At 64.2% G+C, this 16996-nt stretch carries 20 protein-coding genes; 13 read left to right on the plus strand and 7 right to left on the minus strand.

Annotated elements, in window-relative coordinates; translation table 11 throughout:
* Positions 1-4 precede the first annotated feature (4 nt).
* From ON20_RS04085 to ON20_RS04095, 3 genes are all read right to left on the minus strand, one after another.
* Positions 5-1366, minus strand: coding sequence for a SagB family peptide dehydrogenase (locus tag ON20_RS04085; RefSeq protein ID WP_245547026.1), 1362 nt, complete (start codon positions 1364-1366; stop codon positions 5-7).
* Between the two features lie 33 nt (positions 1367-1399).
* Complete coding sequence (locus ON20_RS04090; RefSeq protein WP_051161585.1) at positions 1400-2377, minus strand: ABC transporter substrate-binding protein; 978 nt, start codon at positions 2375-2377, stop codon at positions 1400-1402.
* 171 nt (positions 2378-2548) lie between these two features.
* The gene (locus tag ON20_RS04095) at positions 2549-4588 is read right to left on the minus strand and encodes a M13 family metallopeptidase (RefSeq protein WP_040833559.1); all 2040 of its coding nucleotides are present in this window, start codon (positions 4586-4588) and stop codon (positions 2549-2551) included.
* 337 nt (positions 4589-4925) lie between these two features.
* Between ON20_RS04095 and rplN the strand changes: the two genes are divergently transcribed.
* From rplN to ON20_RS04120, 5 genes are all read left to right on the plus strand, one after another.
* Entirely contained in the window at positions 4926-5294 is a 369-nt protein-coding gene (rplN, locus tag ON20_RS04100) for a 50S ribosomal protein L14 (RefSeq protein WP_014349098.1), read from the plus strand.
* A 1-nt stretch (position 5295) separates the two neighbouring features.
* A complete protein-coding gene (gene rplX, locus ON20_RS04105; RefSeq protein WP_040833560.1) occupies positions 5296-5613 on the plus strand; it encodes a 50S ribosomal protein L24 in 318 nt (105 codons plus the stop codon).
* 1 nt (position 5614) lies between these two features.
* Complete coding sequence (rplE, locus tag ON20_RS04110) at positions 5615-6178, plus strand: 50S ribosomal protein L5 (protein WP_040833561.1); 564 nt, start codon at positions 5615-5617, stop codon at positions 6176-6178.
* 3 nt (positions 6179-6181) lie between these two features.
* Positions 6182-6367, plus strand: coding sequence for a type Z 30S ribosomal protein S14 (locus ON20_RS04115; protein ID WP_011207308.1), 186 nt, complete (start codon positions 6182-6184; stop codon positions 6365-6367).
* Between the two features lie 167 nt (positions 6368-6534).
* Entirely contained in the window at positions 6535-7125 is a 591-nt protein-coding gene (locus ON20_RS04120) for a Uma2 family endonuclease (protein WP_051161587.1), read from the plus strand.
* Positions 7126-7147: 22 nt separating this feature from the next.
* On the opposite strand, the gene ON20_RS04125 is transcribed toward ON20_RS04120, so the two are convergent.
* On the minus strand, positions 7148-7354 hold the full coding sequence (locus ON20_RS04125; protein ID WP_040833562.1) for a DUF397 domain-containing protein: 207 nt from the start codon (positions 7352-7354) through the stop codon (positions 7148-7150).
* The gene (locus tag ON20_RS04130; protein ID WP_040833563.1) at positions 7338-8237 is read right to left on the minus strand and encodes a helix-turn-helix domain-containing protein; all 900 of its coding nucleotides are present in this window, start codon (positions 8235-8237) and stop codon (positions 7338-7340) included. The genes ON20_RS04125 and ON20_RS04130 overlap by 17 nt, the downstream gene beginning before the upstream one ends.
* 762 nt (positions 8238-8999) lie before the next feature.
* Between ON20_RS04130 and ON20_RS04135 the strand changes: the two genes are divergently transcribed.
* On the plus strand, positions 9000-9530 hold the full coding sequence (locus tag ON20_RS04135; protein WP_040833564.1) for a hypothetical protein: 531 nt from the start codon (positions 9000-9002) through the stop codon (positions 9528-9530).
* 181 nt (positions 9531-9711) lie between these two features.
* Here the strand turns inward: ON20_RS04135 and ON20_RS37590 are convergent, their stop codons facing one another.
* Positions 9712-11424 (minus strand): hypothetical protein, encoded by a 1713-nt coding sequence (locus ON20_RS37590; protein WP_174361850.1) that lies wholly within the window; start codon positions 11422-11424, stop codon positions 9712-9714.
* Between the two features lie 341 nt (positions 11425-11765).
* Here ON20_RS37590 and ON20_RS04145 point away from each other — a divergent pair, with 341 nt between their 5' ends.
* From ON20_RS04145 to ON20_RS04160, 4 genes are all read left to right on the plus strand, one after another.
* Positions 11766-12089 carry a hypothetical protein gene (locus ON20_RS04145; RefSeq protein ID WP_157228683.1) on the plus strand — a complete coding sequence of 108 codons (324 nt, stop codon included), beginning with the start codon at positions 11766-11768 and terminating at the stop codon, positions 12087-12089.
* A 167-nt stretch (positions 12090-12256) separates the two neighbouring features.
* Entirely contained in the window at positions 12257-12556 is a 300-nt protein-coding gene (locus tag ON20_RS04150) for a hypothetical protein (RefSeq protein WP_218002432.1), read from the plus strand.
* Between the two features lie 21 nt (positions 12557-12577).
* On the plus strand, positions 12578-13120 hold the full coding sequence (locus tag ON20_RS04155; RefSeq protein ID WP_157228684.1) for a WXG100 family type VII secretion target: 543 nt from the start codon (positions 12578-12580) through the stop codon (positions 13118-13120).
* Between the two features lie 21 nt (positions 13121-13141).
* Positions 13142-13474: a hypothetical protein gene (locus ON20_RS04160; protein WP_040833568.1), complete on the plus strand. Its 333-nt coding sequence runs from the start codon at positions 13142-13144 to the stop codon at positions 13472-13474.
* A 42-nt stretch (positions 13475-13516) separates the two neighbouring features.
* Here the strand turns inward: ON20_RS04160 and ON20_RS04165 are convergent.
* Positions 13517-14628 (minus strand): IS3 family transposase gene (locus tag ON20_RS04165; protein WP_245547032.1). Its coding sequence is split into 2 segments (ribosomal slippage): positions 13517-14397 and positions 14397-14628, totalling 1113 coding nucleotides; the frame shifts between segments, so codons are not numbered across the junction.
* 329 nt (positions 14629-14957) lie between these two features.
* On the opposite strand from ON20_RS04165, the gene ON20_RS04175 reads away from it, so the two are divergent.
* The 3 genes from ON20_RS04175 to ON20_RS04190 all read left to right on the plus strand — a co-directional run bounded on the left by ON20_RS04175 (position 14958) and on the right by ON20_RS04190 (position 16944).
* Positions 14958-15644 carry a recombinase family protein gene (locus tag ON20_RS04175; protein WP_083864617.1) on the plus strand — a complete coding sequence of 229 codons (687 nt, stop codon included), beginning with the start codon at positions 14958-14960 and terminating at the stop codon, positions 15642-15644.
* 518 nt (positions 15645-16162) lie between these two features.
* Entirely contained in the window at positions 16163-16663 is a 501-nt protein-coding gene (locus ON20_RS04185; protein WP_218002433.1) for a hypothetical protein, read from the plus strand.
* 26 nt (positions 16664-16689) lie between these two features.
* Complete coding sequence (locus tag ON20_RS04190; protein ID WP_040833573.1) at positions 16690-16944, plus strand: hypothetical protein; 255 nt, start codon at positions 16690-16692, stop codon at positions 16942-16944.
* Positions 16945-16996: the final 52 nt, after the last annotated feature.

Genomic DNA, 16996 nt, shown 5'->3' on the forward strand with positions numbered 1-16996 from the left:
GTGGTCAGCGTGTGGGCGAACCGATAATGATGCTGCCCACGCTGCATTCCTCGAGCTCGTGCACGTTCGCGGCCGCGACGAAGGCAGCGGTATCGCCGAATCCCTGTGCGCATGCGCCCAGACCCATCGCCGTCGCGGTGAGATACATCGTCTGCATCAGCACCCCGACGTGTTTCAGGATGACCGCATAGGCGACCCGCTCGTAGGTCCACATGACACGGCCGGACCGCGCCGCCATGATGATCAGCACCTGCGGTTCCGCGCCCTCCGTCAAGGTGGCCGAGGTGGACTTGATCAATTTCCGCACCGCCACCGATTCCGCGTCCGCCACCGGGCGCAGCACATGGTCGAACGAATCGTAGTGGTACATACCCGGTGCCAGGCCCGCGATATTGCGCACCACCGGATACAGCTCGAGCTCGTACACGCTCCCGCCCGAGGGATAGGGACGTGACACCAGCTCCTCGCCCGGCGCGGGGGAGCGGGTCTCGCGAGTGCGTGCGGTGCGGTACAGCAGCTCACCCAGCTGTTCGGCGGTGATCGGATGCGCGTCGTCGAAAGCCCGGGTGGACACTCGATCTTCCAGCACCGCGGTGAAGGAGCGATCGCCGTGACGCAATGCCGCCAGGTCGGGGGTGTGCAGGGCGACCGGCTCGCCGGGATAGGCGGGTTTGCGGGCCGGCGGTTGCGGGAACCGCGATTTCGCCCATTTCGTGGGGCCGAAATGTTCCCAGTTCACGACCCGGTCGCCGAGCGTGCTGCGGCGGTGGAACCACAGATCGGCGGTATTCCAGCTACGGGTGGCGAACCGCTGATCCTCGTCGGCGATGACAGTGAAACCGCCGCGGTGCAGATCGGCCGCGAGGCGGGCGACCAGATCGTCGGGCAGCGTCGTCTCGTTCGGTTCCTGCCCGCCCAGTAAGGCCAGCACTCGTGGGTCGTGGATGTGGATATCACACCACGACAGCGGATGTTCGAGTACGAAACCACCGGCTTCTCGATGCAGGACGGCGAATTTCGACAGCGCTCCCGGCGACGGCGCGGAACCTGTGGGCGGGGCGGGCGGTGTCGAGAACGGGGTGACGGTGTACAGCTCATGGTCACCGTCGAGGACCGTGACCGCCAGCCATCCGTCCGCGGTCAGTTCGCCCATCAATTCGACGACAGCCGGGTCGCCGGCCAGTTCGTCCAGTGTCGACGGGCCGCGGTTGAGGATTTTCAGCGCCGTGAGCCGAGTCGCGCTCAGGCCGGTGAGTCTTCTGCTGTGTGGGGGGTTCAACAACACCGCGCCGTTGGGCACGGTGAGACAGGTGACGCCGGGACGCAGTGCATACCGGAGCCGTTGGTGACGGGTGGCGGTGGACAAGCGAGACCTCCGCGGTGGGATCGACTTGGACGGCTATTTCGCGGCGTTGACCAGGGCCGGCTCGAGTTTGTCGAGAATGTGGGGCAGGGAGAGCGCTGTCGGTTGGTTCACGGCGCTTATCTCGACATTGTCGAAGAAGACCACGGCGTTTTTGCGCACCGAGGGCAGGTCCGCATAGCCCGGCAGTTGCCGGTACCGCTCGTCCATACCGGTCGAGTATCCGGCGATCAGCAGGTCGGCCGTGAGCTCGTCGACCCGTTCCGGGGACAGGCCGGCTCGGCCGCCATTGGACGGCAGGGCCTTGATGTTCTCCGGGATATCCATCCCCAAGCGGGTGAAGACCTGCCCGGACCCGTCCTCGGGGTCGTTGAGCACCATGAGTTGAGTGGGTCCGGCGAGCCAACTGCTGACGAAGGTCTTTTCACGCAAACCCGGGTTGGCCCGTGCGATACCGTCGATCTTGGCGTTCACCTCGGCGATCACCTTGTCGGCCTCGGCCTGTTTGTTCAGCACACGCCCCAGCGCGGTCACCTGGTCCTGCCACGGGGTGACGGCGTCATCGGTCAACGCGGGCAGGGTGGGCGCGATCTTGGAAAGCTGGTTGTAGGTCTGCCGGTCGGCGATGAACGCATCGGCCAGGATCAGATCGGGTTCCAGCGCCGCCACCTGTTCGGCGACGTTGCCGCCGGTCTCCAGCGCTTTCGCCGATTCCAGCGATTTCGGCTCCCACGGCGGAGTGGTACGGGCCAGGGTTGCCACATTGTCGATATAGGCGATCGGGGTCACGCCCAGAACTTGGACGGTATCCAGCCACTGATTGCCCAGGGCGATGATCTTCGTCGGGGTGCCTTCGACGACGGTTTCGCCGTGCGCGTGGGGGATGGTGATTCCCGCGTCACCGCCGGCCACGTCGTCCGTGGAGCCGCATCCGGCCAGTCCCAGGGCCAGCACTCCGGCGAGCGCGGTGATCACCGCCCGCATCCCACTGCGGGGTCTCCGTATCGCCTGCATCGTTACTTCCTCCTTCGCCGAGGAATCTCCTCGGAAGGGCGCCAAGAGCCCGTCTCAGCATAGGGCAGGCTTGGCTAACTCAGGGGCAATAGGGGGTGCGCACGATGCCCGCGGCCCGCGCCGGGGCTTTCCGGGGCTCCCGTCATAGCGCCCGGCTACGGAATCCGCTCGTCAGAGGGCGACCCGCTGCTCCGGCGGCAGGAACAGTTCGTCGGTCTCCACCACCCCGAACGTCCGGTAGAACTCCTCGATATTGCGGACCACCTGGTTGCATCGGAACTCGTCGGGGGAATGGGTATCGGAGGCGAGCAGCTGCTCGGTGACCTCCGGGGTCTGCTTACTGCGCCAGGTCCGAGCCCACGACAGGAACATGCTCCGGTAGTCGGGATTGTCGATACCGTTGCGCTGTTCGGCGATCCGGAACGCGGCCAGGGCGATCTGCAGGCCGCGCACATCCGCCAGGTTCTCCCCGACGGTGAGTTCGCCGTTCACATGCCGGTCGGGGCCCAGACCCTCGGGAACGAGCTTGTTGTACTGGTCGACCAACTGTTTCGCCTTGGCCTCGAAAGCGGTCCTGTCCTCGGGGGCCCACCAGTCGCGGCGGTTGCCGTCGCCGTCGTATTTGGAGCCCTGGTCGTCGAACCCGTGCCCGATCTCGTGGCCGATGATGGCGCCGACACCGCCGTAGTTCACCGCCGGTTCGGCGTCCTTGTCGAAGAACGGGGGCTGCAGGAAGGCCGCGGGGAAGACGATCTGGTTGGTGGTGGCCGAATAGTAGGCGTTCACCGTCTGCGGTGACATGGCCCATTCGGATTTGTCCACCGGGGTGCCGAGTCGGTCGAATGAACGCTTCACTTCGAAATCGTTGACGGCACGCAGGGATTCGATGAGCTTGCCGCGGGTGATTTTCAACGTGGAGTAGTCCACCCACTTGTCCGGGTAGCCGATCTTGGCATCGATCTTGTCCAGTTTCTCGATCGATGCCCGCCGGGTCGGCTCGGTCATCCACGGCGAAGTGGTGAAGTTGTCCCGGTAGGCCGCCATCAGGTCGGCCACCATCTCCAGGGCGCGGTCCTTGGCCTCGGGCGGGAAATGCTTGTCCACATACAGTTTTCCGAGCTGTTCGCCCAGGTTCGAATCCACCGTCCCGACCGCCGACTTCCACAGCTCGGGACGTTCCTGCTGACCCGCCATGAGCCGGCCGTTGAAGTCGAAATTGGCGTCGGAGAATTCCTTCGGCAGATATTTGGCGTACTGCCGCAGCAGTTCCAGCCTCAGGAAAACGCGCCAGACGGCGATGTCGGTTTCGGCCCAGATCTTCCCGGCCTCGGTGATGAACGAGGGCTGGTTGACCACGATCTCGGCGAACAGTTCCTTGGGCCGGTCGGTGATCGCCGACAGCCAGGGCTCCCAGTCGAACTGCGGCGCCAATGCCTTGGTCTGGTCCCAGGTGAGCCGGTTGTAGGTGGCGTCGGTATCGCGATTGCGCACATCGTCCCAGTGCGCGGCGGCGATCCGCTTCTCCAGGGCCAACTGGCGCTGTGCGATCCCTACCGGGTCCGGCAGTCCCGCGGCCTTGACGAGCCGCTCGGTGAAGGTCTGATAACCCGCCAACTGTTCGGCGTACTGGGGTTCGCGGTAGTACTGCTCGCCCAGACCGATACCGGACTGACCCATGGAGGCGATGTAGGCGGAGGAGTTCTTGCGGTCGATCCCGACCCCGAACCCGATCAGCCCGGACAGCGGCAGCCGGCCCATCACCGCGGCCAGTTCGGGCTTGGTCTTCGCCGCATCGATCTCGGCGAACATCCCCTCCAGCGGTGTCAGACCCAGCCGTTCGATCTCGTCCAGGTCCATCCGGGCGTCGTACAGATCGCGGATCTGCTGCGCCTCCGAACCCGGCTCCGGATCGGAGATGGATTCGATGATCTCGCGCAGCTGCTGCTGCACGCGCTCGTTCGCCTCGGAGAACGCACCGAAGGAGACCTTGTCCGGCGGCAGTTGGTACTCCCGCAGCCACTTCCCGTTGACATGCCGGTAGAGGTCGTCCTGCGGCCGCACCACCGGGTCGGAGCCGCTCATATCGACCTTGGTCAGCGGCTTCTTCTTCTCCTCGGCGCAGGAGACGAGCACCGCGGCCGCGGGCACCACGCCCAGCGCGACCAGGAACGCGCGGCGGTCCAATACGAAGGGACGACCCGACGACGACACAGGATTTCCTCTCCCGATGTGGCTTCTTCCCACACCCGTGTTCTCGGTGAACCAGCTCGCCCGAGGCTACCGGTGCGAGGGGCCGGCGTCCGGTCAATACTGGGAGGACGGCCCGCCGCACGGACCCTGTCCCCCCGATTTCCTTCCGACCAGGGCGTTCGCTTACACTGGACCGGTTGCCTGCGGGAGCTGTACCCGCGATTCGGCCGCGAACCCCCAGTGGTTGATCCATCCGATCGAACGAAACCGCTGGCAGGCGCGCGTTCGGACGGCAACAGACCATGCCCGTCGGGTCGGCAATCCGGCGTGCTTTTACGTCCAGGTCGAGGAGGCTGAAGTGATTCAGCAGGAGTCGCGACTGCGCGTCGCCGACAACACGGGTGCGAAGGAAATCCTCTGCATCCGGGTGCTCGGTGGCTCGTCGCGCCGCTATGCCGGTATCGGCGACGTGATCGTCGCCACTGTCAAGGACGCCATCCCCGGCGGCAACGTCAAACGGGGTGACGTCGTCAAGGCCGTCGTGGTGCGTACCACCAAGGAACGGCGCCGTCCGGATGGTTCCTACATCCGTTTCGACGAGAACGCCGCCGTGCTCATCAAGGCGGACAACGACCCGCGCGGCACCCGCATCTTCGGCCCGGTCGGCCGCGAGCTGCGCGACAAGAAGTTCATGAAGATCGTTTCGCTGGCCCCGGAGGTGCTCTGACATGAAGGTGCACAAGGGCGACACCGTGCTCGTCATCTCAGGCAAGGACAAGGGTGCCAAGGGCAAGGTCATCCAGGCCTTCCCTAAGGAAAACCGGGTCCTCGTCGAGGGCGTGAACCGGATCAAGAAGCACGTCGCGAACTCGGCCAACCTGCGCGGCGCCTCTTCCGGCGGCATCGTGACCCAGGAAGCCCCCATCCACGTGTCCAACGTGATGGTCGTCGACTCCGACGGCAAGCCGACCCGCATCGGCTACCGGACCGACGAGGAGACCGGCAAGCGGGTTCGGATCTCCCGTCGCAACGGGAAGGACATCTGATATGACCACCACCGAGAAGATCCAGCCCCGGCTGAAGGTGCGCTACCGCGAGGAGATCCGCGACGCGCTCAACGCCGAGTTCGAATACGCCAACGTCATGCAGATCCCGGGCGTGGTCAAGGTCGTCGTGAACATGGGTGTCGGCGACGCCGCCCGCGACGCCAAGCTGATCAACGGCGCGGTCGAGGACCTGGCCCTGATCACCGGCCAGAAGCCGCAGATCCGCAAGGCGACCAAGTCCATCGCCCAGTTCAAACTGCGCGAGGGCATGCCGATCGGCGCCAAGGTCACCCTGCGCGGTGACCGCATGTGGGAGTTCCTGGACCGGCTGGTGTCCATCGCCCTGCCGCGTATCCGCGACTTCCGCGGTCTGTCGCCGAAGCAGTTCGACGGCAACGGCAACTACACCTTCGGTCTGAACGAGCAGTCGATGTTCCACGAGATCGACGTGGACAAGATCGACCGCCCGCGCGGTATGGACATCACTGTCGTCACCACCGCGACCAACAATGAAGAAGGCCGTGCCCTGCTGAAGCACCTCGGCTTCCCGTTCAAGGAGAACTGAGCCATGGCGAAGAAAGCTCTGGTCAACAAGGCCAACCGGAAGCCGAAGTTCGCGGTTCGCGCCTACACCCGATGCCAGCGTTGCGGGCGGCCGCACGCGGTGTACCGCAAGTTCGGGCTGTGCCGCGTGTGCCTGCGCGATATGGCGCACAAGGGCGAGCTGCCCGGCGTGCACAAGAGCTCCTGGTGAGCTGACGCGGCCACGCGCCGCCCGATCAATACCGAAACAGAGACCCGAGCCACTGGCTCGGGTCCCTGTCGTGCGTAGGCGGAGACAGTTCCACCACCTTTGATGCGCTCGAGGGAAGTGCGATTTGTAGACCTTGGCCGGGGTACGGAATGCTTAAGCTTGTCGATATGACGACCGATCTGTCCGGCCACCTACCGCATCAGATGACCGAAGAGCAATACCGGCTGTTACCCGCCGATATCGCACGTGAGATCGAGGTCGTGCACGGACATGTGATCGTCTGTGAGTCTCCGGTGCCCGAGCACAATCGGGTCGCGCGCAGACTCGCCGGAGCTATGGAGCAGCTACCGAGTACCGAGGAATGCGTACGCATGGAGACCGACATCGACGTCGTGCTCTGGCGGATTCCGAAGTTCACCTTCCGCCGTCCGGATGTCGTCGTCTACCGGTGCCTGCCCGAGCGCGGCGCCAAGCCCGAGGTCGGTGACGCGTTGGTTGTGGTGGAAGTGTCCTCGCCGTCCACAGCTGCCGAGGACCTTCTGGACAAGAAGGTGCAATATGCTCGCGCAGGCATTCCGCTGTACCTGGTCGTCCTCCTGGATACGAAATTCGATATCGAAGAAGTGCGCGAATTCCGGCTCGACGCGCACGCCGCGGAATACCGCCTGCACAATCTGCACCGCGACGGGTTTCTGCGACTCGAGCACGTCGTGGTGGGCGAAATCTCTTTCGCCCGGTTCGGCTGGGCCGCTTGCTGACGCCGGGCTCGTTGCGCTGTCGTCAGTGATGCGACTTGGTTGTGGTGACCGCCAGGAAGGCGTCCCATTCGGCAGGGGTGAAGATCAGAGCCGGGCCGGTGGGGTTCTTCGAGTCGCGGACGCCGACCATGCCGTCGGCGAAGTGGGCAACCTCGACACACTGGCCGTTCGACTCGCTATAGCTGCTCTTAAACCAGCGTGCCATGGACGGGTCATCGGTCACCGTCATAACTCCTTGCTACCCGGCGAAGCAGGTCTCGCGTCATCCTGTCGTCCAACGCCGTTTGGCGGATGGCGTCGGCCATCTCAGTGTAACGCTCTACCAGTTCGGGTTTCTCCAGGTAGAGGTCGCTGCTCATACCGCCATCGAGGTATACGACAGGCGGTTCGATCGGGTTGCCTTTGTTGTCATCACCGAAATCCAGGATCACGAACGAACCGTGCAAGATGCCGCGTGTGTAGCCGGCCGTGTACGGGTGTATTTGCAGGGTGATATTCGGTTTAGTGCTCATATCCGCAAGGTGGCGAAGCTGTGCTGCCATCACCTTCGGTCCGCCGACCATGCGGTGCAAGGCAGATTCGTCGAGAAGTACTTGTAGCTCGAGCGGTCTGGTCTTGCGGGTGACGACTACTTGCCTGCTGCGGCGCACTGTCACTCGTTGTTCGATGTCCTCAGTAGTCCCCTTGTATAGAAAAGTACTGATCAGGGCACGAGCGTAATCGGCGGTTTGGAGCAGGCCAGGAACTTGTACCGCGTACGTCACCAGCCGCCGAGCCGATCGTTCCATCCCGATGTACATGTTGAACGCGTCGGAGAACAGCCCGCCGAGCGGCGTCACCCCGTCTTCGTCCCTGGCCGACGCGGCACGAGTCGCCAGCCCGATGGCCTGTTCGGTTCGTTCCGCGTCCACCTCGTACAACATGCACAGTTCCCGCACGTCCTGTCTTCGAGGCTTCACGGCACGGCCGGTTTCCAGGCGCTGTAATCCGTTGAAGCTGAGCTGCACTTCCTTCGCGGCGGTGGCGATCGTCAAGCCCTGGCCTTCGCGGGCCTCGCGCAGAAATCTGCCCAGTTGGCGGCGCAGCAGTGTAGGTGACTCGTTCTCGGACAAGGGATCTCCTCAGGGATCTGGATCCGGACGTGCGAGCGATCTGAATCCATATCTATCGCAGATGCGCATGTCACCGTGCGACTTTCGATGAGTTGATTTGGATATTCACGTGTCCTGTATGTGACAGGTCCGGAGCTGGTGAGCTGTGGCTGCGCCCGAAAGTGGCGGGGTGGCTGTAGTCATAGTCCCGCTTCCCGCCGCTGTGAGCCCGGCGCATCGGTCGAATCCGTGAGAGATGAGGGGAAACGTTATGAGGGGTGGCGCTTTCGAGGACACACCGGCGACGCGGTGCGCGTACTACCGCCGTGTTGGCGGGCTCGCCGCCGGTGTCGATCCGGGGACGGGCAGTATCTCGGTTCGGGCCGGAAGCGTATGGGGTCTGGGGATGCCCGCACATCTCGGGCAGCGTGTCCGTGACGAGCTCGGCCGTCACCGCTGCGCGTCCGGGCCGATCGTGGGCTATCCGCGTTCACGGACATGGACGTTTTTGGTTCGACCCGATCTGCCGGACTCGGCGGAATTGTTTGCTCGGCTGTACGGGGCCGGCGTGGCGGTATACCGGACCGGGAGCGTGATTGCCCTGCCCTCTCCCGCTGATCGCCCTCCTACGGTGCGGTATTGGGTCGAGCGACCCCTCGATACCTTTCGGCCATCGGGGACAGCGGTGGTCGCTGCGATCGGTCGTTGCGTCTCGGCCCGGGGGATCGGCTCGGCGTTGCTCACCATGGCGGGCGGCGCCGCGAACCCGAACAGGGGAATGCGATGACTACCGAGCGTCATGTCGAGACGCCCGTTCCGACCGCGGCACTCGAAGCCGAGTTGCGTCTGCCGGATACCCGGGCATTCTTCGACGTGTTTAACGCCCGCATTCGCCCCGCCGACGCGATGATGATCTTCGCGCTGCGGCTGCTGGATGTGTGGGTATGGCACTACGACGGCCGTAGACCGCGACGGCCGATGCCCGCTCGGCTCGCTCAGCAGATGGACACATATGTCTGGGCCATCGACTGCTGTGTCGAGGACGCCCTGCGCAATGCGCGCGACAAGGGCTACCGGGTCGCACCCGACGCGCAGGCGATGCCGTATTCCTATGGCGAACTGGTGAGCTTGCTCGCGGCCGACTTCGTACAGTGTCTCCGGGAGCAAATGCAGCCGGACGGCATCACCGAGGAGCAGGTGCGCCACCATATCCGTCACCGGGAAGGATTCAACTCGGTCACGGCGGCGGTGGCTATCGGGCGGGTGTGGTTGAAGCCTCCGGCACCGGCTCACCCTCGGCGTACGGGGAAATGATCCCAACCGACCGTGACCACGTTGGGCAGCGCTGGAACGGTTCTTCACCGATTCCAACGGTGTATTCGAGTGGGCGAACCGCACCACCCCGGCCCGACACCCGGCACCACTTACGGTGGCGGGCCGCTATCGCCCCGTTCTATCGGCCGGAGGCAGCGGTCGACTCCGAGGAGATGGTCGTTCAGCGCGCGACCGGAGTCCGGTCGGCGAGATGGACGACCGTGGATGCGACGGGTTCGGCGTCGGCCTCCCGCGCCTGATCACCGCCGTCGGCAGAGGTGGATTCGGCGACGGGCGGGTGCTCGCCGTTCGGTTCGGGTGCAGCGAGCACCGGGAGTTGAAGGGTATCGGTGGGCCGCTGTTGCGACGTGCCGGCCGGGATGAGCTCGGGTCCTCGTTCGCTCGACGGGCTTCCGTTCGTGGCCGGTCGGGCTTGCTCCGGGCGCGGCGCGTGGTCGTCCCGCGTGGGCGGGCCGTCCTCGGCGAGGGGCGTGGCGACCGGTTCCGAGCCGTTGTTCCCGATCGGTTCGGTGGGCGCGTCGACCACAGCGGCCCGATCCTTCTCCGTTTCCACGGGAGCGGGGGCGCCCTGAGCGCGGGTCTGTGCGCCGAGCGATGGCTGTCCGGGCGCCGCCGTCGGCTGGGGTTGCACGCCGGACCGCAGCCGGTCGAGCGTCTCGCGCAACGCCGCCGCGAGGCGCGCGTCCAGGTCGGCCTCGGTCGGTCCGTGCTCGTCCGGGTCCGAATCGAACGGGGTCGCCGGCCGGCTCTGTCCGGCGGGTTGCAGCGGTGTCGTGGCCATGCCCAGTTCGGTGTACAGCTGCCCCGGGTCGGTGATTCGCACGGAGGCGGCCCGCGCCGGTTTGGTAGGAGATTCGGGTTTCCGGGCGGCGGGAGCGGTGTGCGCTGCTTCAGCACTCTCGAGGGTTGCTTCGGCCTCGGCCCGCGGTGTCGAGACGTCCGGTCTCTCGTGCGAGTTGCCGGCGGGCTCGTCCGCCGACGGGCCTGTGGGCGCGGTCTGCTCGGTGAGGATGCCCGGCAGGATCTGGTTCGCGGCGTCACCGACGTGGGTGAGTGCCGCCAGTCTGGCCTGAAGATCCTCGTGATCGGGCACCGCTGCCGTCGCCTGCTCGATGGCCCGGCCGTATCGTTCGGCGACGAGTCGGTGGGTGACCAGGGCGACGCCGATCATGATCGGCGCGATCGCATGGATACCGAAGCCGGTCACATTGCCCGTCTTCACATACGGGAAGGTGTTCAACGCGATACTCGCGGTCAGCAGGACGCCCTCGACGACGTAGACCTGCCACAGCTTGTCGATCACACCCCATTCGGCGGTGTCGGCGGTGGACAGCATCAGCGCGACCAGTACGGCACTGATGAGGGCTTCCAGGCCGTAGGACAGCCAGAACATCGGATTGGCCGCCCCTCCGGCCGGGGCGATGTTCTGCTGCACGGTGACCGCGGAGAACAGCATCGAGAACGCCACCACACCGGCGAGCAGGCCCAGTACGCGGGGTTTGCGCTGGTGCAGCCGGGCCACCTTCGCGTGCGGGCTGCTGCTGCGCCGCTGCTCGCCGATGGCCTGGGCGGCCCGCAGCAGGTCGGCGGCCTCGCGTTCGGCCAGCTCGGCCGCCGTGCGCCGTACCCGCTCGGCGGCGTCGGCGGCGGCCTGGATCCGGGCCCGTTTCTCGTTGCGTTCGTGGTCGCGCACCAGCTCGGCCAACTCGCGGGACGCGGCGAGCTCGCGCTCCGACAACGCTTCCAGCAGCGCCGGATCGTCCTGGTGCGCCAACCGCTCATGGGCGATCTGCACCCTGTCGGGCAGGGCGCCGGCCACCAGATCGTCCACCTGGGACTCGGTGGGCGCGGGGGTCGTGAAACGACGGAACATCAGCAAAAAACCTTTCTGATGGTCGAGTGTTCCAGACTCGGTCGGCCACATTACATCCGGTGGGCTATGTTGGTCTGTCGACTGTCGCTTCACCGGTCCCGCAACCCGGTCGAGCCAGGAGCGGAAGCCCGGGCGCCGAGGCGGGGCATAACACCTCATCGAGCTGGTGGAGCCCGCATTCGATGGGCCGTAGTAGAAGGAAGGGCACCTCACGAGGGCACGTTCGGTCACCCGGACGAGGTTGTGGAGGGGCATTGCCCTCGAGCGCGAACCATGTTCGACTCACCGGTATCACAGGAGCCGCGACCATCGCTGTGGCACCGGACGCAGGAAGAGAGCTCATGGGGGATAAGCGCGATTCGCGGGGTCCGGGCAGGGCTGCCCCGGGCGCCATGCGGTTCGGCGCTCTGCTGGCCGAAGGGCTGCTCCGGCGCGAACTCCTGATCGGTGCGGTGCTGCTGTCCTCGTTCACCATCGTGATCGGCCTTACTGCGACCGGGGTGGGTTGGAAGACCGGATATTGTGTGGCCGGCGGACTGGGTATCGCGGGGGCGTTCGTCATGATGCGCGGCACATGGACCCTGCAGTGGTGGGGGTCTCTAGGAATCTGCGTACTCAACATAATCCTGCTGATCGTGTACGGGCGACTGACCGGCGACGTCTGAAGCAGACAGCACAATATCTGTAGGGGAATACATTGACGTCGGAAACGTCGGTTGAGATCAGTGACCTTCGCGGTTGGGCCGAGCAGGTCGGCCGGTCCGGAGGCCATCTTTTCGAAGGGCACAATTATGCCGTTCGGAATATCAACGATCCCGATTTCGGCCCCATCATGAACCTCATCAAAGGTGATTACGCTACCTTGCTGCCCGCCCTGCACGATGTATTGCTGTCCGGCAGCGAGAATATGGACCGGGCCAAGCAGGCACTGGCGATAACGGCCAACGACTATGTCGATGTCGACCGACAGATCGTGGGGTCGCTGGCCGGTCTCGACGGTAACGTCCCGGTCGCCGTTGTCGACGACGGTGTCGCCGACGGGTTCGGCGATTCTTCCGCCCCCACCGAACATTTGAAGGATCCCGTACGCGGAGACCAGGCGATACCGGAGGTTTCCTTCGGTATCGCCTAGGACAAAGTCTGCGATCTCTTGGTGATGCTGGGTGGGCCGGACCCGCGGACCAAGGTCGCCGTGCTACTGGCGGGCGATATCCCGAAGGTTACCGGCCAGGCCGATGCCTGGCGGCGACTGGCCGAATTCATCGACGATGTGCAGGGCAATCTCGCCGGCGGGCAGACCGCGATATCGAAGACCTGGAAAAGCGAGGCGTCGACGGCGGCGGCCGGCCATTTCCGGTCGTGGAACACGAAGTTCGACAGCATCGAAACGGTCATGCGGAAAGCGGCGCAATACCTCGACGACGCCGCCAAACAAGCAGTGAATCTGGCGCAGAACGCCACCGATACCTTCATGTTGATCGTGAGCCTGCTCACCGCCGCCTTCACGAAGGCATCCATACCGTTGTACGGGCAGGCGTATCTGGCCGCGAAAGGGTGGGAGGCCTTCAAACTCTACAAGGCGGTGGTGAGCGTGGTGAACGTCTTCTTCACCCTACTGCGCGCAATCATCAATCTCTTCGTCTCGGCGATCGGCGAGTTCAGCCGAGATTCGCTGCCGAAGCCTCCGCAGGCCTGAAGTCGAACCAGGAGTCACAGCATGGCGATTGCGGATCGAAGTAATGATTTCAACGCGGTCCTGGCCCGACTCACCTCGGCGTTGGGCGAGCTGAAACAGGAGGTGGAGCGGCTTGCGCAGACGAATGTGACAACCCCGGACGAGGCCCGGCAATTGCAGGAGCAGGCCGAGTCCGGCGAGCTGGGCCCCGAAATGGAGCAGGCCGCCGCCCTGGTGGCAGCCGGTTCCGAATCCTGGGAGTCGTTGCTGTCGGGTCGCTCACCGAACTCGGTGCTGCTGTTCCCGATCATGGAGGCCAACGCTTCTCGTTACGGGGCGGAGTTCAGGGCGAAGATCGTGAGCGGTCCCCGATGACGAGACCACCCGGTAGTAGAGCCAGGTGATTTCGTACCGTGTTCAGTTGATCTTGCAGGCCACCGGGTGGTGGGTGTGGGTGCAGGCCGCAGCGTACTCGGCCGGCGTCAGGTAGCCCAGTGCCGGGTGCCGGTGCCTCCGGTTATGGTCGGCCTTGAAATCGCCGATCACCACGCGGGCTTCGAGCAGGCTGGTCCAGTGGTTGCGGTTGAGGCACTCGGTCCGCAGCCGCCGGTTGAACGACTCGACGAAACCGTTGTTCCAGGGTGTGCCCGGGGGAATGTAGGAGATCCCGACCAGGTCGGCGCAGAACCGTTGCAGAGCATCCGAAATCATCTCCGGACCGTTGTCCAATCGCAGCACCCGAGACGGCCCACCGGTCGTGGTGAACACCTTCTCCAGCTCGGCGACCAGCCGCTCGCCGGTGATCGAGCGTTCCACCACGTGCAGTAGCGATTCGCGGGTGTGTTCGTCGATCATCGACGCGATCTTCACCGTCCGACCGTCGACGGTGGAGTCGAACTGGAAATCCGACGCCCACACCACTTTCGGAGCATTCGCCTCGATCGGCGGCGCCGAAGAGATACCGGCCCGTTTCCGAGGGTGATGTTCGCGGACCTGCAGTCCCTCCTCACGCCAGAGCCGGTGGACCTTCTTGATGTTGACCCCTGCGCCCTCGTCGAAGCGCAGCGCCGCCCAGGCACGGCGGAACCCGTGACCGGGACGTTTCACCGAGTAGACGCGCAGCCAGGCCCGCGCAACAGCGTCCGGATCGTCCGGGGTCTGCGCGGCCCGCAGCCGCCGATACGTCGACCTGTGGAGCCCGACGACCTTGCACGCGAACCGCTCGGACATGCTCTTGACCTGTTTGAGCATGTCTACGGCGCGGCGCTTGGTCTCCGGGCTCAGAATTTTCCCTTCGCGATCTCCCGCAACGCATCCTTCTCCAGCTCCGCATCCGCCAGAAGCCGCTTCAACCGGGCGTTTTGATCCCGCAACTCCTTGAGTTCCTTCGCCGCGGCAGTGTCGACACCGCCGTACTGGCGGCGCCAGTTGTACAGCGTCGCGGCCGATACCCCGATCTCGGCGGCGGCTTCCTCGCCGGTCTTGCCGGCGGCGGTCAGCTCGTCGGCTCGCCGGAGCTTTCGCACGATGTCCTCCGCGGAGTGTCGCTTGCGTCCTGTGCCATGTCGTTCAGTGTCCTTTCTCGGACCTCACCAGGCCAAACAGGACTCTAATACCGAGCGGTCTCATTCGCGGGGAGCGGCCCACGGCCATGTGATCAGTGGGAGCATATCGCCGGCTACCTGTTCCGCTTCCGGGTGGGGAACAACTTAGGGTCGTATCCGAACAAGCAAAGTTGATCAATTGTCCAGGTTGACCTGGTTCGATTGATCACAGATTGTTCCGTAAGTTGTTCCAATGACAATATGGCGGTTTGTTCCGTGCATCGTACGGAGATGATGTCCGGTAAATTTTCGGTATGTTGGCTACGAGACAGCATCCGGCCGATGAAGGGAATCTCGGCTCTGCCCGAGTCGGCTCGATCGGGCAGAGTCTCGACCAACGATTGGTAGTGCTCGCAGTGACGGGAATTCCGGATGCGCGGATCTATGTGGACAAGAAGGCCGGCGCGAGTGTGGACCGGCCCGTCTCGACCGACCTGCTCGGCTGCGCGCGGCCCGGGGACCGGATCGTGGCGCATACCCTGGACCGATTGGGCCGCAATCGGTGGGAGGTGCCGAACCTCGTCCACCCTCTGCGCGAGCAAGATATCGGAGTGAAATCTCTTGCTGATCCGGTGCCGACCGATACCACCGACGAGGGCCTGGGTCGGTTATCGGTGCTGCTTTTGGCGTTGTTCGCCAGGATGGAGCACACCTTCACCACCGAACGCGCCGCCCACGTCTGCGCGGTCGCCGAGGCCACCGGCCGCCGAATCGACCGACCAGTGGCCCATGCCGACGACAAGATCGAGCACGCTCGTCTGCTGCGTCGCGAGGGCAGGCCGCTCGCCCAGATCACGAAGAAGACCGGGACCCCGAAGACCTCGCTGCGCTGCTACCTCGGACCGGCCGAGGCAATGCCGATGGCCACCGATCCCGCGTTCGGCGATAATATTCCGGCCGCCGACAAGTCGACCGGTAATGGCCGGAGAGCCGACAAGTGATCGCCAGGTGGATCCGCAAGATGGTCGGCCTGAAAACGACCGAAGTGATAGATGGCGTAGCGCGCGTCCATGAAAAGCTTCCCCGTGGTACAGCTGGGGAACTGAAGTATGTTGTAGGGCAGAAATCAGCAGACGACCTAGAGGCCGCAGAGCTCGTTCGTGAGACAGGGACCACCAACGACGGGTGGCCTCGTCCATCTTCTGGCTCGACAGGTTCGCCCGGATTGCAACATCTCGATGTCGTGGTCGAGGGCGGGCCAGGATCGCGTGCTGGTGTGCGAAATCTTCCTCCACTGGAGGAACTCGAGATCCGCTACTGGCCCCACGGGGAGGGGGAGAACTACCTTGTCGTGCATCAAAACGTACCGATCGGTATATACAAACCGCGTCCGGACGCCCCCCAGAAGATGAAGAACGAAATCACAGCCTGGGAATCCAGCGAGATGCTCGGCGTGGGCAATGTTCCGTATACACGCGAGTGGAACGGCCCTCACGGTAGGGGCTCACTGTAGGAGTACGTGCCGAACGATGGTCCGGCTTATGGTTCTAAAACCCCGGAAGGGAAAGGGATCGCGATGTTCGACTACATCAGGGCCGGTCGCGACGGAAAAGTCGGCGACGTTCTCAAGGGTTTGGACGGCAAAATGTCGAGAGTTGACAATGCGCATATTATCCCGGAGCGCACGAGCAACGATGCCAATTACATAGGATCGTCGTATGTCGCAAATAATATCGGCGAGCCGCTCCCGTCGGATCTGGTCGAACGTATCAAGCAGGTTACTCCCGATCAATACCGCGAGTTCTTGCAGTCACGAGGCTACTCACCTTCGGCTTCGGAGTGGGCCGCCGACCGATTGGCGGAAGTTCAGAAAGGAAAAATAACCGGCAGTGCGTGGGGTTGCGCTATTGTGCACGATATTACGCAAGCTGTCGTCTACCCTCCAGGATATACTCACATACTCCAGTATTGGATGGATCACCCCAAACTTCCCGGCGAGCTGAGCAGAGACGAGATGTGATGAATGGAACCCCTGGGACGATAGCAATGTTCGCCAGCAAATCTGGCGAGCCCGAACGTGTCGCCGAGTTCCGCTGGTCTGCGAGTTCAGGGGTCACGGTGGATATCTTCGATGGTTCCGCATGGGGCAGGCTCGCTCGCCAGTACTACGAACAAGGGATACCGGATTACGCCGACATGAGGCTCATCCCCCGATCGGACGGCGAGATGTTCATGCGAGCATTGGCAGCCTCGAGCCCGGGAAGCTACTACAGTTTTGTGGTCGAGAGCTCGACCGGGTGACCTGACCCTGCTGACTTGGTTCGGGGAGCGACCGTGGCGAAGATCGGCCGTT

It is taken from the genome of Nocardia brevicatena NBRC 12119, from assembly GCF_000308495.1.
Taxonomy (GTDB): Bacteria; Actinomycetota; Actinomycetes; order Mycobacteriales; family Mycobacteriaceae; genus Nocardia; species Nocardia brevicatena.

Coding starts and splice junctions, on each gene's coding strand:
- ON20_RS04090 (WP_051161585.1), bottom strand. CDS start 2,377: ATGCAGGCGATACGGAGACCCCGCAGTGGGATGCGGGCGGTGATCACC.
- ON20_RS04120 (WP_051161587.1), top strand. CDS start 6,535: ATGACGACCGATCTGTCCGGCCACCTACCGCATCAGATGACCGAAGAG.
- ON20_RS04160 (WP_040833568.1), top strand. CDS start 13,142: ATGGCGATTGCGGATCGAAGTAATGATTTCAACGCGGTCCTGGCCCGA.
- ON20_RS04115 (WP_011207308.1), top strand. CDS start 6,182: ATGGCGAAGAAAGCTCTGGTCAACAAGGCCAACCGGAAGCCGAAGTTC.
- ON20_RS04150 (WP_218002432.1), top strand. CDS start 12,257: ATGAACCTCATCAAAGGTGATTACGCTACCTTGCTGCCCGCCCTGCAC.
- ON20_RS04145 (WP_157228683.1), top strand. CDS start 11,766: ATGGGGGATAAGCGCGATTCGCGGGGTCCGGGCAGGGCTGCCCCGGGC.
- ON20_RS04125 (WP_040833562.1), bottom strand. CDS start 7,354: ATGACGGTGACCGATGACCCGTCCATGGCACGCTGGTTTAAGAGCAGC.
- ON20_RS04135 (WP_040833564.1), top strand. CDS start 9,000: ATGACTACCGAGCGTCATGTCGAGACGCCCGTTCCGACCGCGGCACTC.
- ON20_RS04190 (WP_040833573.1), top strand. CDS start 16,690: ATGTTCGCCAGCAAATCTGGCGAGCCCGAACGTGTCGCCGAGTTCCGC.
- rplX (WP_040833560.1), top strand. CDS start 5,296: ATGAAGGTGCACAAGGGCGACACCGTGCTCGTCATCTCAGGCAAGGAC.
- ON20_RS37590 (WP_174361850.1), bottom strand. CDS start 11,424: ATGTTCCGTCGTTTCACGACCCCCGCGCCCACCGAGTCCCAGGTGGAC.
- ON20_RS04175 (WP_083864617.1), top strand. CDS start 14,958: ATGTTGGCTACGAGACAGCATCCGGCCGATGAAGGGAATCTCGGCTCT.
- rplE (WP_040833561.1), top strand. CDS start 5,615: ATGACCACCACCGAGAAGATCCAGCCCCGGCTGAAGGTGCGCTACCGC.